We start from the raw sequence: 16,931 nt of genomic DNA, 5'->3' as shown, positions 1-16,931 counted from the left end.
GGCATTGCCTTTCCTGAAACTTTCTTAATCATCTTGGCACCCCCCTTTCATAGGGATTTTAAACCTCTTCATGAGGTTTTTAGAGCTTCATGCTCTACATCAATTATACCATTTTATACAGGCTTTCTATCAAAGAAAATATTTTTCCCTTTTATACTTAATGGAATACCGAGTATAATCTGTGAATCCATAAATCCAAGTTTTTTTGCGGCAACACCTACAGAATACATTACCCTGTTGTCAACTCCCAATTCTTTAGCAACTGAAACAAGTGAGCCAATTGCAATACCAAGATCAATTACCCTGATTGTGCATACAGGTCCTGAATATTCAACCTCATATGTCTTTTGTTTAATGATTGAGTTGCAGTCATAACCACAAGCCCCGCAGTTTACTCCAGCAGGTTTTTTAAAGTTTAGCCCAACAAGAATTAATCCTTCAGCATCTCTCACATTTTGAGCATCTCTTTTGAAAAATTTATGGGTAGCCTGCTCACCAATTACTTCCATCTGTCTGGCAATTGCTTCTTTTTCTTCCTGAGTAACAATTGCTGTAACGATTTCATCTTCTCCCTTTGCTTTTGGTGCTGTTCTTGCTGAGATAAGCATTATTTTTGCTACAGTTTCAATTACTTCTTTTTCTGGATTAAGCTTCATTTATTTACCTCCCAAAGTTAATGTTGATTAAATATTTTATCATATAGTTAGAATAAAAGATGCCCATGAGCAAAGTAGAGGATTATCTCATAATTAAAGGAGCAAGGCAGAATAACCTAAAAAACATAGAGTTACTCATTCCTCACAATAAATTAACTGTAATTACGGGGATTTCAGGCTCTGGCAAATCATCTCTTGCCTTTGACACAATATATGCTGAGGCTCAGTGGCGATTTATTGAATGCATGTCAAGTTATGCAAGAGTATTTATTGAAAAACTTCCAAGACCGGATGTTGACTTAATTGACAATTTAAGACCCTCTATAGCTCTTGAGCAGAGGAATCCTGTTAAAGGTTCAAGAGCAACTGTTGGAACTCATACTGAAATTTATGATTATCTGAGAATAATTTTTTCCAAAATAGCAATTCCCATATGTCCAGAATGTAAAAGAGAGATAAAAGCATGGAGCCCTTCAAAGATCGTTCAGGAACTCTTACAAAATTACTCTGGCAAAAGAGCATTTATAATGTTTGAAAGCGAAGAATCTACTGAAAAACTTATTAAACTTGGTTTTTCAAGAGTTTTCATATATGAAAATACTCATGCTGTGGTAAAAGAGCTTTCAGAATTTCATGAAAAATTGAAAATGATAATTGTTGACAGGCTACGCATTTCAGATGTTTCAAGACTTAATGATTCAGTGGAAATAGCTTTCAAGATGGGAAATGTTAAAGTTTACATTGTTGAAGACAATATATTGCTCAATTTCCCTTCTGAGGCAATATGCCCTCAATGCGGTATAAAAGCTCCAGAAGCCTCTCCACTTCTTTTTTCCTTTAATCATCCACAGGGTGCCTGTGCTGAATGCAAAGGATTTGGTTACATACTCAAATATGATGAAAGTTTTATTATTCCAGATAAAGAGCTTTCCCTTGCTGAAGGCGCTATTGAAATATGGGAAAGACCATCACTCAAATGGTGGAAACAGCAGCTTATCAGGGGAGCAAAGCTTTCAGGAATCAATGTAAATATTCCTTACAGAGCTCTACCAGAGGCGCACAAAAATCTTATTTTTACAGGGAATCAGTATTTTTACGGAGTGAATGATTTTCTTGAAGAACTTGAAAGAAAAAGATACAAGGTTCATATAAGAGTTTTTCTTTCAAGAATTAGAAAGCCTTCTCTGTGTCCAGTATGTAAAGGAAAGCGATTAAAGGAAGAAGCATTGATGTTTAAAATAAATGGACTTGACATAGGTGATTTAAACTTTATGTCAGTAACTGAGCTTAAAAAATGGATTCAATTACTTAAACTTTCTCCGGAACAAGCCATGGTCGCAGAAGAACCTTTAAAACAGATTTCTGAAAAGCTTGATTTTCTTGAAAGAGTAGGGCTGAAATATTTAACTCTTGACAGGCAGATTAAAACTCTTTCTGGGGGAGAGTACCAGAGACTTAATATATCAAATCAGCTTTCAAATAAGCTTACCGCAACTCTTTATATTCTTGATGAACCAACTGTGGGACTTCATCCAAGAGACACTGATAGAATTATTAAAGTTATGAAAGAGCTTACAGATTATGGAAATACAGTAATAGTTGTGGAACATGACAGAGATGTAATAAAACAGGCAGACTGGATAATAGAACTCGGTCCTGGAGGTGGTAGTTCTGGTGGCAAAGTAATTTACTCTGGAAAAATGAAGAATTTTTTAAAAATGAATACACCTACTGCCAATTATCTTAAAGAAAATGATGCGTATTTAATTAGCCAATTTTCCAGGTTTTACAAAGAATTTATCACTTTAAAAAATGCCAGGGGACATAATCTCAAAGGCATCACAGTTCATTTTCCACTGAACGCTCTTACAGTGGTAACAGGAGTTTCAGGCTCAGGGAAAAGCTCTCTTGTTGTTGATACCTTTTATAAAGCAGTGGCAAACCAGCTCGGTTTGGACAATGAAGAGCCCCTTTCATTTGATGGCATTGAAGGAATAAAAAATATTAAAACAATAAAACTCATTGATCAATCTCCCATTGGAAAAACACCAAAGTCTATGCCAGTTACATATCTCGGGCTTTATAGCAAAATTCGTGACATATTTGCCTCTCAAAGAGAGGCAAGAGCAAGAGGACTGTCCTCTGGTGCTTTTTCTGTAAACAGTTCAGAAGGTCAGTGCCCAACCTGTAAAGGTGAAGGATTTATAAGAGTTCAGATGTATTTTTTTGAAGATTTATTTTTACCATGCGAGGACTGTGAAGGAAAAAGATTCAAAAAAGAAGTGCTGGAAATAAAATACAAAGACAAAAACATCCATGAAGTTTTATCAATGAGCTTTGATGAAGCCTATGAATTTTTTTGTGATGAGTTTGCATTAAGAGAAAAAATAAATATTGTGAGAGAACTCGGTCTTGGTTATCTGAGATTAGGACAGCCTGCTACAACTCTTTCAGGTGGTGAGGCACAGAGAATTAAAATCTGTGAAGAAATTATTAATTCAATCACATCAAGAAAATCCAATCTTAAAGGTTTTATTTACATTCTTGATGAACCAACTGTTGGACTTCATTATGAAGATATAAAGAAATTTCTCCATATTGTGAAAAGACTCATTGATAAATCAGCGACAGTAATTATAATTGAACACAATCTTCAGGTAATAGCAGATGCTCACTGGATAATTGATCTTGGACCTGAAGGCGGAGATGAAGGAGGCTACCTTCTTTACGAAGGTAACCTCCATGATTTCCTTAAAGTTAAAAATTCCTACACTGCAAAATATCTAAGAGAACACTTAAAATCTTAAGAAGGCACCAATACCACCATATTCAATAAGTCTCTGTCTGTCCTTTTCATCCTTTACAACCTCAACGAGGGCAGATTGCTCAATTGCCATTTCTGTAGCCTTTTCCAGTAAGTTATCAGCTTTCATTACGCAGTTACCACATTCCATACAGCATTCAACAGGCTGAGTTGTTGCAAAACCGCAGTTTTCACAGATGTAACCCTCTACTTCATAATCTCTGGCTATGACAAGTTTCATTACTCTTTTTTCTCTTAAATATTTCAGAGTATCATCAATTCCAGTGACAGAGTTGTCATTTTTCAATGCCCTTGTAATAAGTTCGGAAACTGTTTCTTTTTCCTTAGATTTTTCATATTCTTCAATTATTGGAAGAACTTTTTCCAGAACTTCTTCCTTTGAAGCATGTTTTTCAATGTTTGCTCTTCCTACTATTTTTAGTTTCACTTCATCAGGAATCATATCCATCAAATGGGAAATTGCTTCGTCCGGACCTGCAACAATAAGTCTTCTAATCTCTTTGTCTTTAAGAAAATCTCCGAACTTATCCACAACATCCTTAAGATGCATTTTTACATGATAATCAATGTGTCTCTCATATCTCTTCTCTGCCAGAGCAAACCATCCGCCTTTCTTATGTTTGCCCGGTACATCTTCATGCTCAATCATTCCATATTCTTCAATATCTCCGAGGAAAACTAAAAAAACTCTTGCTGTGCGTTTGTCAACAAGAATAACGCCATATTTCTGATAATTATCAATTAAATCAAAAAGCGGGCTTGTATAAGGAGTTTTATCAACTATTAAATCCTCTTTAAGTTCCACATTTAAATCATACCTTATCCAAAGCTCTTTTTTAATACAGCTATAAATAACAAGAGATTTTTTAAAAGATTCTCTTTCGCTCTGAAGAAAACTCTCTATCTTTTCTATATCTTCTTTGACAGAGCTCAGAGTTTTTTCTGGTAAAGCTTTTACAAGATTTTTAAATTTTGACAGATAAGCCTGTTTTTTTCTCTCCTGTGGAGAAACATTAAGAAAAAGACTTACGACGAAAGCATCTTCAAATTTGAACTTTTCAAGTCTTTCTAAATCCTTTCTCTCAAACATTTTCAGCACCTCCTATAAAGTTCTTTAAAATCTCCAGGAAGGAAACAAAAAGGCTAAAAACAAGCGGACCAATTATAAATCCAATAAGTCCAAAAACCTTGATACCACCAAGAACAGACAGGAATATAAAAATAAGTGGTAATTTTACTCTACCTTTTATTATTACAGGTTTCAAAACATTATCAATTGAGCTTATTACCAGTGCTCCAACAACTGCAAGAATTAATCCTTTTAAAATATAACCTTTAACCAGCAAATAAACAGAGGCAGGACCCCATACAGCAAAAGCTCCTAAGACAGGGATAAAAGATGCTATAGCAGTTGCAAATCCCCACAAAGTTGCTGAAGGAATATTAAGAAGATAAAAGGTTATTCCAAGAATTGTGCCCTGAAGTATTGCTATAAGAATGCCTCCATAAAATGTGGTATAAATTATGTTTTTTATCTGCTTTCTTATGGATACTTTATCTGTCTCAGCAAAGGGTAAAAACTCGCCAATTTTTTTTACAAAGCTCTCTCCGTCCTTTAAAAAGAAAAAAGCAATAAAAAAAGTTAAGATAAGATTGATAAACAGATTCACTACATCACCAAATCCATGTGCAATTCTTAAGGCGCTTTCTTTCATTAAATTTCCGATTTCATTTTTAATTAAATTTTCTGTAGATGAAACATCTCCTGCAGTAATAAAGCTTAGCTTTTCAAGTATTTTTACCAGTACAGGATTTGTTGTTATATTATTTACAAGTTCTGGAAGATTTACTTTTTTTATAAGCTCTCCTGCTTCAAGTATTATTTGATATGATATAAAAACAAAAGGGAGAAGAAAGAGAAGTATTATGAGCAGAATTGTTACAAATGCTGACAATCCTTTATATTTTAAAAACTTTTTTACAAAATCAAAAATAGGGTGAAATACAAGAGCAATAACTGTAGCCCAGCCAAGGGAGGCGAAAAAAGACTTAAGTATCTGAAAGTTAAGATACCCCAGAATACCGATAAAAAACAATAAAATCCAGATATAAAAGCTTCTTTCAAGAGAGAGTCTGTATTTTTTTGAAGGACTCATATTTTATTTTATCTTTTTTGAAAAACTTTGCCAAATCTTCCATGAGGCTTCAGAGCAATCTCTTTCTGGATGCCACTGAACTCCTATAAAAAAAGGATGCCCTTTAAGATAAACTCCTTCAATAACTTTATCTTTTGCCATGCAAAATATCTCAAGACCTTTACCAGGAGTTTTAACTGCCTGATGATGGGAACTGTTTACTCTATAAATGCCTTTTTTCAATAAAAAATCATCAATGACCTGAATTTCATGATCGCCTTCTGTGTGATTTATATCAGTTTCAATGTTCTGCCAGAGAGTTCCTCCTAAAAAAACATTCATAAGCTGCATTCCATAGCATATTCCAAGAACAGGTTTTTCTTTTTGAATAAATATCTCAAGAAGCTTCATCTCTGCCATAACCCTCTCATCAGGAACAAGACTTTTACAGGCAGTATTTTTTTCTCCATAAAATTCTGGATTTATGTCTTCACCTCCTGAGATCAGTAGTCCTGAAATTTTATCAATACTATCAATTATTTTTTCTGTCATATCCGGTGAAATTATTAAAGGAGTAAGACCGACTCTGATAATGCTCTGGATATAATCCCTGTTTAAATAAATCTTTTTTTCATCAATACTACATGTGATTCCAACAACTTTCATAAAAGCATTCTTCCACTTCTTTTTCCTGTTAGAGAACCCTCAAATACAGCAATTTCTCCATTTACAATAACATATTTGATCCCCTTTGAAGTATTAAAAGGATTTTCAAAGGTGGCTCTGTCTTCAATCTCAGCAGGATCAAAAATAACAATATCTGCAAAATAGCCTTCCTTTATAGCTCCTCTTTTTTCTATTTTGAAAGTTTTTGCTGGCAGAAAAGTAATTTTTCTTATTGCCTCTTCAAGGCTTAATATCTTTTTATCAAGAACATATCTTTTTATAAATCTTGGAAAACTTCCAAAACCTCTTGGATGAGGTTTCCCCTGTCTTGTAATCCCCTTTGAACTTCTTGCAGAGCTGTCAGTTCCTATCATAACATAGGGTCTGGAAAGAATTTTTTCAAGATTTTCCTCGCTCATTCCAAAGTATATCACTCCAACTTGAAGATTTGAACGAATCAGTAAATCACATATAAAGTCAGCAGAGCATTCAAAATCAATAATCTCTCCCAGTCTCCTGCCCTCAAGTGTTCTGTTAAAAGCAGCATCGGAAATTAAAAGACTGTTTAGAAACTCTCTTCCGCGCTGTTTAAGATATTTCTTAATTTGATTCCTTATGTTTTTGTTTTTCAGTCTCTTTATAATATCATCCCTGCTTCCTTCAATTATCCATGATGGTAAGAAGGCATCAAGATCTGTTTGAGAGGCAGTATAAGGATATCGATCTGCTGTTATTTTTATTCCATTAGAATGCGCCTCTTCAATAATTTTAAAAACTGCTTCAATCTTCCACCAGTTTTCCTTCCCTGATGTCTTAAGATGAGATATATGAACAGAAACTCCTGTTTTCATTCCAATAAAAACTGTTTCTTCCAATGCACTGAGAAGCTTTTCACCTTCGCTCCGCATATGAGTTGCGTAAATACCTTTAAATTTCTTTAAAGTTTTTGCAAGCTCAATGATTTCTTCTGTATCAGAAAAAATTCCAGGTGGATATATCAAGCCTGTTGAAAGACCTTTTACTCCCATAGCAAGATGGGATTTCAAAATTTCTTTCATCTTGTTTATCTCTTTTTTTTGGGCTTTCACATTTTTGTATCCAATTACACAGCCGCGAATATTACCGTGTCCGCATAAGGTGATAAAATTAATTGAAGGAGCTGCTTTTTTCAATAAATCAATGTAATGCTTAAAGTCATTCCATGGTTTTAGCCCAAGCAGGTTTATTTCCGAAAGTCTTCTTTCAAAAACTTCACCAAACATTGGAAATCCTGATACTCCGCAGTTGCCATTTATTTCAGTGGTTATTCCCTGCGTTATTTTGCCTTCTGCAACAGGGTCTGCAAGGATTGTGAAATCAGAATGGGAGTGTGTATCAATAAAACCAGGTGAAAGAATCAATCCCTTTGCATTTATGGTTTCCCTGGCAGAGTATTTTTCTTTGCCTATGTAAACTATTCTGTCCTTTTTTATTCCTATGTTAGCTTCAAAGGCAGGACTGCCAAGTCCATTAAAGATTAAGGCTTTTTCTATGAACAAATCCATTTAAATTGCCTTTTTTGTTTTTTGCCCATTTACTTTAGTTTTTGAAGAATTATGCCTTGTATATTTTACTTTTTTAATTTGCTCTGTGTGCATAAAATAATTTTTTATTCCTTCAACAATTGATTGAGCTATTTGCATTCTATATGAATCACTGCTGAGAAGTTTTTCTTCTTCTGGATTGCTGATGTAGGATACTTCAAGAAGACAGGAAGGCATCTGAGCTCCAACAAGTACATAAAAAAGAGCACCCTTTAGTCCATTGTCATGCCTTAAGAATGCAGCCTTTAAGCTTTCAGTTAGTGAATTATGAACATATCCTGCAAGCCGAACAGAGCTGTCTCTCTTTGCTTCTCTTTCTAAAGAAGCCAGCATAAATCCCACTTCACTTTTTAACTGTTTCATTTTTTTAATAGAAATGGCGTTTTCTCTTGCTGCAACTCTTATTGCTTCCTCATCATCAGTCCAGTTGAGAATATATGTTTCTATTCCGCGGGCATAAGAATTTGGAGAGGCATTTGCATGAATGGAAATAAAAAGATCAGCCTGAAGTCTGTTTGCAATCTCTGTTCTTTCATTGAGTGGTATAAAAACATCTCTGTCTCTTGTTAGGATTACCTCAAAGGAGGGTTCATTTTTTAAGAGTTCTTTAACTTTCAGAGCAATATCAAGTGTAACATCTTTCTCCTTCAATCCTGAAGGTCCAATTGCACCGGGATCCTTACCTCCATGCCCTGGATCAATGACAATTTTTCGCTTCAGTATGTTTTTTACTTCTCCATCATCAGATTTTATTGATGACTTGGCATTTCCCCTCGGATATATATCAATTACCATTCTGAAAGGATCTTCCAGCTGAATGATTTTGAATTCATAATCAGGTTTTTTAAGGTCAAAAACGATTCTTACTGTATTGGCGTCAAACTGTCCAACGCGAATTTTGCTTACAACCGGGCTGTTTACTGAATACTCTTTTTTTAACTCTTTATTGAGTGAGGCATTTTTTATATCAAAGAAAAGTCTTTCAGGATTTTTAAGCTCTCCCTTTACAAACTCAGAAATTCCTGTTGTTTCAATTACTACCCTTAATCTTTCAGAAAGCTCATAACATCTTATATCCTTAACTTGAATCTTTTCCTGTGCAAAAGCAGAAAAAGCAGACAGTGCTACAAAAGCAAAAATGGATAGAACCCTGAAAAATCTTAACATCCCATTAAACAGCTACAACTTCTTTAACCTCTGGAATCTCACTTTTAAGAGTCTTTTCAACCCAGTTTTTAAGAGTAAGTGTTGCCATTGGACATGTTCCACATGCTCCTTTTAACTTCACATAAATTACATCATCTTTAATCTCAACAAGATCAATGTTACCTCCGTCTGCCATAAGTCCCACTCTTATTTTGCCAAGAACTTGCTCAACCTTTGTTCTGTCAATCATGAAAAACCTCCTCTGTTGTTTTTAATAATTATACCCTATTTGCAAAATATTTTCTCAAGCTCAAGGGGTGTGAAGCTAAACTTTTTTAAAAATTCACCGATTAAAAAATTAAGACAGCAGGGTGGAAAGGAGGTGAAGGAGCGAATTCACCCGTATGCTGTCTGGATGCAGGAGGCATCCTAAATAAAAAACATGGAGGTTTAAACCATGGCATTAAGAATTAACTTCAATGCAGAGGCAACAGTAACACACACTGCCCTTTTAAGAAATGAAAGGGCAATGAACAAATCTCTTTTAAGAATTTCAACAGGTCAGAGAATCTTAAGTGCAGCAGATGATGCAGCAGGTCTGTTTATTGCAGACCAGCTTGCAACAGTTGGAGCAGCTTTGGACCAGGGTAATCGTAATATTCAGACAGGTATAAGTGCACTTCAGATTGCAGAGTCAAATGTTGGACAGATTTTTGAAAAACTTCAGACAATTTACACAAAAGCGCAGTCTGCAGCAAATGACATCAATGACCCGAATGCCCGTGCAGCACTTCAGAATGATATTACAAATCTTGTTGATGCCATTCAGAAAATCGCAACTGATACAGAATACAATGGAATTAAACTTCTTGATGGAACATTTGCAAGTAAGGTTATCCACTATGGTGCAAGGGCAGATCAGACAATTACAACAAGTATTCCAAATGTAAAGGCATCAAACATTGGTGCTTATGTAGTCCAGGGAAATGGTCAGGTTACATCAAGTGCAACATCAGCTTATACTTCATTAATTACAGCAAACTGGCAGTATGACGCTTCTGCTGATACAGTAACTGTAGCAGGCGTAAGTCTTAAAGATTCATCATATCTTAGCTATACTGGTGCTGTTGATGCAAAGGCAATAGCAGATGCAATAAACAATAATGCAACCTTACAGTCTTTAGGAATCTCTGCAAGAGCAAAAAATAGCTCTACAGCAAGCACAGATTTCAGCAATATCCAGGCAGGAACAAATCAGTCTGCTACTATAAATTTTTATGTAGGCTCTAATACCGCTTCTGCAAACGCAATTTCTATTACAGTAAGTTCTGGACAAACTCTTACTCTTGATCAGCTTGTCTCCCAGATAAATACTCAAGCTTCAGCTAAAGGCTTAAATATAACTGCTTCAACTTCTGGAAGTAGGCTTGTCCTTACAACAACTGGAGAAACAATAGGAGTAGAGGTAACTTCTACTAGTGGTCTTTCTGTTAACCTTGCTACACTTCTTGAGGGTGCTTCAGGATCAGTATCATCAGCAACTACTGCTACAGGCTCTGCTGTAAAAGTTGGAAATCTGTCAATTGCTGGAACAGATTCATATAATTATGATTTCACTGGAATAAGCAGTTCTAATGCAGGTCTTGGTGTTGCAGCTACAGGAAATGGAAGCTTTTATAACCTAAATAGCATTAATGTAACAACAAATGCTGGAGCAGAACTTGCTATTGATATTGCAAATACTGCAATTAAAAAGGTTGACAGAGTTCGTACCCAGATTGGTTCAGTAATTAACAATCTTCAGGCAATATGGGATGGTCAGAAGACATCCTATGACAACACAAAGGAAGCTGAAAATGTCATTCGTAACACAGACTTTGCAGCTGAGATGAGCAACTTTACAACAATGCAGATAAGAATGCAGGCAGGTATGGCAATGCTTGCACAGGCAAATGCACTTCCACAGCTTGTGCTTCAGCTTCTGAGATAGTAAAATGAGTAGGGGAGGACTCCCTCCCCTGTTTAATTTTTTAAAGGGAGTCAAATATGAAGGTGGATGGGATAGAAAGGGAAACAATAATCATAAATCCATACAGACACACGGAAGCAGACAATACTCAAACAATTATTTATGCAAATCAGAAAGACATAATTAAAACTGAAAACGATGATAATTTAAGTGGAACAAATAAAAATCAAAAAATAACAGTGTCTCAGCAAGAGCTTAACAAAATGATGGAAGAGCTAAGACACAAATTCAGCATGCTTGAGAAATATCTTCAGATAGATATAGATCAGGAGCTTCAGATGCCTATCTCAAAGATTATTGATATGACAACAGAGGAAGTAATACGACAGATTCCACCAGAATGGATTGTTGAGATTTTAAGAAGAATGGAAGAACTTAAAGGAGTATTTTACTCGAGGGAGGTTTAAGTGGCAGATTTATATTTTTCAGGTATTACAGGAACACTTGATACAGGAGCAATAATTGATAAATTAATGCAGATAAAGCAACAGCCTCTTACTGCCCTTATTCAGAAGAAAGCTCTGCTTCAGGCAAAGGTTTCAAGTCTTACAAATCTTTATGGTGCATTGAATGACATTCAGAATTTTTTCAGCAATCTCAACATAAGCAGTATTTTTAATACAAAAAAAGCAACTTCTTCAGATACAACGGTTTTAGAGGCAACTGCAACATCGGATACTCCAAATCTGACAATGAATATAACAGTTAACAAGCTTGCTCAAACAGAAATGCGTGCAAGCACACAAGGACTGTCTTCATTAACAGGGACATTTTCATCTTCAGGAACTCTTACACTTAAGTACTGGACGGATGACTTAAATTATCTTACTTACAATATAAATTACTCAGCAGGGCAAACGCTTCAGGACCTTGTAAATAGTATAAATTCAGCTCAAAACAACATCAAAGCCTCAGTTTACTATACAGGCTCAGACTACAGGCTATTGCTCACTGAAGCAAACCCTGCAAACTCAAAAAAGGAAACAAATACAGCCACTTCTTCTTATGTTATTGAAGCAACAGGAATGCCTGTAGAGCTTGGTAGCCTGGACAGTCCAATTCAGAATGCTCAGAATGCATCAATAACAATAGGAAATTCAACAACTCCTGTAACAAGCCCAACAAATACATTTTCAGGGTTGCTTACAGGACTTAATATTACAGTAAACAAGACAGGTTCAGCCACATTAACAGTGAGCGAAGATTACTCTCAGATAACAGCCACTCTTAATAGCTTTGCAAATTATTATAATTCAGTAATATCTCTTGTAAACTCAATGACTGCCAAAGGTGCTCAGTTTCAGGGTGAAGCCGCAGTTACAACAATTAAAACAGGTTTTGTAAATCTTCTCAATCCACTTATAAGTGCTGGTTTAATTAATTATTCTGACAAAGATGGAACAATTTCAATAAACACCGATGCATTACAGTCTTTGCAATCATCAAATCCTGATAAATTAAAAAATATAATAACTACAATCAAAAACTCTTTTAGCACTGCACTGACTGGATGGACTTCTTCAATAAAAACATATGAAGGCATGGAAGAATCCCAGATTAATTCAATTGATGATAAAATCTCCAGCATGCAGGAGTATCTTGCAAAATATGAAGAAAGACTGAGGCAAGAGTATGCCCGTCTTGAATCATTTATATCACAGATGAATCAAATAAGTAACAGACTTCAAGACTTTATGACAACACTTTCAGAAATGACAAAGGGAGGTAAAAAATGAATTATGTAGATGCCTATTTGCAAAGCAAGGTAATGGGAGCAGATGCTCTTGAACTTATAACAATGCTTTATGATAGAGCAATTGTTTCCCTTAATATTGCAAGGGAGTTAATAATTAAAGGGGTTGATGATCCTGAAATTGTAAAGAAAAAGGCTATTGAACTAAGCAGAGCAACAGATATAATGTATTATCTCAATGACATTCTTGACAGACAGCGTGGTGGACAGATTGCAGAAAATCTAAGCATAATTTACACAACCATTGTAGAACAGCTTGTAAGAGCCAATCTTTTTAATGATGTTGAAACAATTTCCAAATGCATAGAAATTTTAAATAATCTTAAGGCAGCATGGGAGGATGTAAAAAAACAGGCAAAGGAAGGACAGTATGAACCCGGAAGAGCAACTGCTGGAGCCGTCTAAAATAAGAAGTCTGCTGATTAAGGCTCAAATCGCCCTCAAGGAAAATCGTTATGAAGAAGCTCTTTCAATTATTCAGGAGATCAATGCAGAGGACATGGCAGGTCTGTCTTCTGAAGAATTGCAGGCAGTGGGTAGAGTTTTAGCCTATTTGAAAGAACTTTCTGAAGAAAAGAAGCAATTTTTAGTTGAAGAATTAAAAAAAATTCAGGCAGCAAAACAATATCTTGGTTAATCAACTTTCAAGAAGTTTTCAAAGTGCCATTTCAATCTTAATTTTATCAAAATTCGCAAATCACTGCCAATTATGATCTATCACAGGAGCGTCTTGAGATAATATCCCATGTTTCTTCATCAATTTCATCAAGATATTCAGACACTTTAAATTCTGCTCCGCACTCACTACAGCAGAGCACGATTCTACTTCAATAAAAGAATATCAAAATCTGACTCTTGCAATATTTACATTTAGCTTTTTTCAGAACTCTTTTTCGCACTTTAGCCTCTAATTTTAAGTTTTTAGTTGTTTTATATTTTATAATAAATTATGCAAAAAACAGGAATAGCAAATATGCCTCTTCATAGTGGTAGAGCTCCTCAGTGGCTATTTAAAAGAATGGTTGCTCTTTCAAGAGCAATAGTTGAGTTAATGATAATAGAGCTTGGCAGGGAAGAACTCCTACGAAGGCTTTCTGATCCTTACTGGTTTCAATGTCTTGGCTGCGTTCTTGGCTTTGACTGGCACAGTAGTGGCGTTACCACTACTGTTACTGGAGCACTGAAAGAAGCATTAAGAGGAGTTGAGCATGAATTTGGATTGTTCATTGCAGGAGGCAAGGCAAAGAAAGCTTTACAGACTCCACAGGAAATAATAAACTATGCTAACTCGTCAGGTTTTGCACCAGAGCCTCTCATCTATGCAAGTAGAGTTTCAGCAAAAGTTGACAATGTGGCAGTTCAGGATGGATTTAGTTTATATCATCATGTAATCATTTTTACCCAACAAGGGCATTGGTGTGTTATTCAACAGGGAATGAATGAAACCCTCCAGACAGCAAGAAGATATCACTGGTTGAGTTTTACTCTTAAGAGTTTTGTTGAAGAGCCTCATCAGGCAGTTTGCTGCAATGTAAAAACAAAAACATTGAATTTTACAGCAAAAGAGTCTTCAGAGCTTAGACAGGCTTCAGTGATACTTTCGCAGGAAAATCCTGAAAAAATAATAAAAGAAATTAAAAAAATCAATGAACTCAAACTTCCTCAAAGACATTCTGTAACAATTCATGATGTAAAAGCAGAAAATTTATATAAAATTTTGCTTAAAACCTATGAAAAGCAACCTAAGGATTTTGAATCTCTTCTTGAGACAAAGGGAGTAGGAGCAAAAACTTTAAGAGCTCTCGCACTTACCTGTGAGCTTTTGTATGGAACTCCTTTGAGCTTTAAAGATCCAGCCCGTTTCAGTTTTGCTCATGGAGGAAAGGACAGAACTCCTTATCCTGTGGACAGAACCCTTTATGACAGAACGATTGAGATTTTAAAAAAAGCAATTGAAGAAGCAAAAGTCGAAAGAACAGAAAAGCTTTCCGCATTAAGAAGGCTGGCAAAAATTACACAAGTATAACAAGATTGTCCCTGTGAATTACTTCATCAGAGTATTTATAGCCGAGAATTTTGTCAATTTCCGAGGATTTTTTCCCTTTTATAAGCTTTATCTCACATGATGAATAATTAACCAGTCCTTTGGCAATTTTTTCACCTTTTTCATCAATGCAGTAAACTGCATCTCCTACATCAAAATCTCCTTCCACTTTTTTGATTCCTGATGGGAGAAGACTTTTGCCATTTTTAAGCAAAGCTTTTACAGCGCCTTCATCAATGTAAAGATTTCCTTTAGACCTTGTTGCATAGGCAATCCATCCTTTTCTTGAGGTAACCTTTTCCTTCACAGGCTCAAAGAATGTTCCCACCTGCTTTCCTTCAATCACTGCTTTAATATTTCCATATTTTCTGCCACCTACAATATGAACAGGGATTCCAAAGGAAGTTGCCTTTTTTGCAGCAATAACCTTTGAATACATTCCTCCAGTTCCATATCCCGTGCTTGTTGGTTTTGCTATTTCAGTAAGTTCTTTTGAAAACTCTTTTACATGCTTTATTAATCTGGCATTAGGGTCTTTTTTAGGATCTGAAGTGTAAAGACCTGCAACATCTGAAAGAATTATTAAATGATTTGCTTCAACAAGCCCTGAAACAAGAGCTGCAAGCTGATCGTTATCGCCAAATTTTATCTCATCAGTTGCTACTGTGTCATTTTCGTTAATTATTGGAATTATACCCATCTCAAGAAGTGTGAGAATCGTATTCTTTGCATTTACATAACGAACTCTATCGCTCAGGTCATCTCTTGTAAGAAGAATCTGAGCTATGTGTTTTTTAAATTTTAGGAAATACTTTTCATACATCCACATCAAAAGTGGTTGTCCGACTGCTGCAGTTGCCTGTTTTTTTCTTATTTCTTTGGGTTTGCTTTTAAGTCCGAGTTTTTTCAAGCCTGAAGCAATTGCACCTGAGGAAACCATTACAATTTCTATTGCCTTGTTATGAAGTTCCGAAATCTCTCGAGTAAGCGAAGAAATTCTTTTCTGATTTATCCTTCCTGCTTTGTCTGTTAAAAGATTACTTCCTACTTTTACAACAATTCTCACTTTTTCAACCTTTCTGAAAGATATTTAAGAAGTTCATCAATACCTTCTTTTTTTACTGCACTTATCGTGAAAAAATCAATACCTCTTTTTTCGCAGTATTCTTTAAGCCTGTTCAGTCTTTGTCTTTTATATGAAATATCAATTTTTGTCCCAACCACTGCAAAGGGCTTTTCTGTTAGGGCAGGGTTATATAGTTCAAGTTCTTTCTGAATTTTTTCAAAATCTTGTACTGGATCAGAATCTAAAAAATCTGATACATCAACAAGATGAAGAAGTAAAGAAGTTCTTTCAACATGTCTTAAGAATTGATGCCCCAGTCCTGCACCTTTGTGAGCACCTTCTATCAGGCCTGGGATATCAGCAACAACAAAGCTTTGATAATCCCCATACTTTACAACTCCAAGCACAGGAGCAAGGGTAGTAAAAGGATAATCAGCAATTTTTGGACGAGCAGAGCTTATTACTGAAATTAAGGTTGATTTTCCAGCATTTGGAAGTCCAATGAGTCCCACATCTGCCAGAAGTTTGAGCTCAAGAATTATCCATCTTTCCTCCCCCTTTTCACCTAACTGAGCATATCTCGGAGCTTGATTTGTGGGAGTTGCAAAATGGGCATTGCCAAATCCTCCTTTGCCGCCTTTTGCCACTACTGTATATTTGCCTTCTTCATTCAGGTCAGCAATTATCTGCTCTGTTAGAGCATCTTTAACAACTGTTCCAACAGGCACTTTTATAATCAGATCTTCTCCGTCTCTGCCTTTCATATTACTTCCTTTACCATGTTGTCCCCTTTGTGCCTTGTATGTTTTTTTATACTTATGATCAAGAAGTGTATGGAGTTCACCAGAAGCCTGAATTATTACATCTCCTCCTTTACCACCATCTCCACCATCTGGTCCTCCTTTGGGAACATACTTTTCTCTTCGGAAGCTAATACAACCTCTTCCACCATCACCGGCTTTCACATAAATTTTTACATAGTCAACGAATTGCATAGAATTGAAGAGGGTGGCATTAGCCACCCTTAGT

Annotated in this window: 16 protein-coding genes; 7 read left to right on the top strand and 9 right to left on the bottom strand. The window is 35.7% G+C overall.

The annotated features are described in order from the left end of the window. Positions 1–113: 113 nt before the first annotated feature. Entirely contained in the window at positions 114–656 is a 543-nt protein-coding gene (locus V4D31_RS06985) for a DUF2148 domain-containing protein (protein ID WP_353685733.1), read from the bottom strand. Between the two features lie 65 nt (positions 657–721). Here V4D31_RS06985 and uvrA point away from each other — a divergent pair, with 65 nt between their 5' ends. Continuing rightward, the gene (uvrA, locus tag V4D31_RS06980; RefSeq protein WP_353685732.1) at positions 722–3,463 is read left to right on the top strand and encodes an excinuclease ABC subunit UvrA; all 2,742 of its coding nucleotides are present in this window, start codon (positions 722–724) and stop codon (positions 3,461–3,463) included. Here uvrA and V4D31_RS06975 read toward each other — a convergent pair. The 6 genes from V4D31_RS06975 to V4D31_RS06950 are packed head-to-tail and all read right to left on the bottom strand — an operon-like array spanning position 3,452 to position 9,260. Further along, positions 3,452–4,570, bottom strand: coding sequence for a Vms1/Ankzf1 family peptidyl-tRNA hydrolase (locus V4D31_RS06975; RefSeq protein WP_353685731.1), 1,119 nt, complete (start codon positions 4,568–4,570; stop codon positions 3,452–3,454). The genes uvrA and V4D31_RS06975 overlap by 12 nt on opposite strands. Beyond that, positions 4,563–5,636 (bottom strand): AI-2E family transporter, encoded by a 1,074-nt coding sequence (locus V4D31_RS06970; RefSeq protein ID WP_353685730.1) that lies wholly within the window; start codon positions 5,634–5,636, stop codon positions 4,563–4,565. Before V4D31_RS06970 ends, V4D31_RS06975 begins: the two co-directional genes overlap by 8 nt. Before the next feature lie 3 nt (positions 5,637–5,639). Beyond that, positions 5,640–6,281: a type 1 glutamine amidotransferase gene (locus V4D31_RS06965; RefSeq protein ID WP_353685729.1), complete on the bottom strand. Its 642-nt coding sequence runs from the start codon at positions 6,279–6,281 to the stop codon at positions 5,640–5,642. Further along, a complete protein-coding gene (locus V4D31_RS06960) occupies positions 6,278–7,825 on the bottom strand; it encodes a D-aminoacylase (RefSeq protein ID WP_353685728.1) in 1,548 nt (515 codons plus the stop codon). The genes V4D31_RS06965 and V4D31_RS06960 overlap by 4 nt, the downstream gene beginning before the upstream one ends. Continuing rightward, on the bottom strand, positions 7,826–9,031 hold the full coding sequence (locus V4D31_RS06955; protein ID WP_353685727.1) for an N-acetylmuramoyl-L-alanine amidase: 1,206 nt from the start codon (positions 9,029–9,031) through the stop codon (positions 7,826–7,828). It abuts the gene before it with no gap. Between the two features lie 4 nt (positions 9,032–9,035). Then, entirely contained in the window at positions 9,036–9,260 is a 225-nt protein-coding gene (locus V4D31_RS06950) for a NifU family protein (protein ID WP_353685726.1), read from the bottom strand. Positions 9,261–9,467: 207 nt separating this feature from the next. Between V4D31_RS06950 and V4D31_RS06945 the strand changes: the two genes are divergently transcribed. The 6 genes from V4D31_RS06945 (at position 9,468) to V4D31_RS06920 (ending at position 14,818) form a co-directional block, all read left to right on the top strand. Then, entirely contained in the window at positions 9,468–11,000 is a 1,533-nt protein-coding gene (locus V4D31_RS06945; RefSeq protein ID WP_353685725.1) for a flagellin, read from the top strand. Between the two features lie 56 nt (positions 11,001–11,056). Further along, positions 11,057–11,446 (top strand): flagellar protein FlaG, encoded by a 390-nt coding sequence (locus V4D31_RS06940; RefSeq protein ID WP_353685724.1) that lies wholly within the window; start codon positions 11,057–11,059, stop codon positions 11,444–11,446. Next, positions 11,447–12,775 carry a flagellar filament capping protein FliD gene (gene fliD, locus V4D31_RS06935; RefSeq protein ID WP_353685723.1) on the top strand — a complete coding sequence of 443 codons (1,329 nt, stop codon included), beginning with the start codon at positions 11,447–11,449 and terminating at the stop codon, positions 12,773–12,775. Then, a complete protein-coding gene (gene fliS, locus V4D31_RS06930) occupies positions 12,772–13,197 on the top strand; it encodes a flagellar export chaperone FliS (RefSeq protein ID WP_353685722.1) in 426 nt (141 codons plus the stop codon). Before fliD ends, fliS begins: the two co-directional genes overlap by 4 nt. Further along, positions 13,163–13,429: a hypothetical protein gene (locus tag V4D31_RS06925; protein ID WP_353685721.1), complete on the top strand. Its 267-nt coding sequence runs from the start codon at positions 13,163–13,165 to the stop codon at positions 13,427–13,429. The genes fliS and V4D31_RS06925 overlap by 35 nt, the downstream gene beginning before the upstream one ends. Positions 13,430–13,741: 312 nt before the next feature. Continuing rightward, positions 13,742–14,818: a DUF763 domain-containing protein gene (locus tag V4D31_RS06920; protein ID WP_353685720.1), complete on the top strand. Its 1,077-nt coding sequence runs from the start codon at positions 13,742–13,744 to the stop codon at positions 14,816–14,818. Here V4D31_RS06920 and proB read toward each other — a convergent pair. Together proB and obgE are read right to left on the bottom strand one after the other, a co-directional pair. Beyond that, positions 14,805–15,902 carry a glutamate 5-kinase gene (proB, locus tag V4D31_RS06915; protein WP_353685719.1) on the bottom strand — a complete coding sequence of 366 codons (1,098 nt, stop codon included), beginning with the start codon at positions 15,900–15,902 and terminating at the stop codon, positions 14,805–14,807. The two genes, V4D31_RS06920 and proB, sit on opposite strands and share 14 nt — an antisense overlap. Further along, positions 15,899–16,897 carry a GTPase ObgE gene (gene obgE, locus V4D31_RS06910; RefSeq protein ID WP_353685718.1) on the bottom strand — a complete coding sequence of 333 codons (999 nt, stop codon included), beginning with the start codon at positions 16,895–16,897 and terminating at the stop codon, positions 15,899–15,901. The genes proB and obgE overlap by 4 nt, the downstream gene beginning before the upstream one ends. Between the last annotated feature and the right edge of the window lie 34 nt (positions 16,898–16,931).

Source organism: Thermodesulfovibrio sp. 3462-1 (genome assembly GCF_040451425.1).
GTDB lineage: Bacteria > Nitrospirota > Thermodesulfovibrionia > Thermodesulfovibrionales > Thermodesulfovibrionaceae > Thermodesulfovibrio > Thermodesulfovibrio obliviosus.
This window is presented reverse-complemented; position numbering and strand designations above follow the sequence as displayed.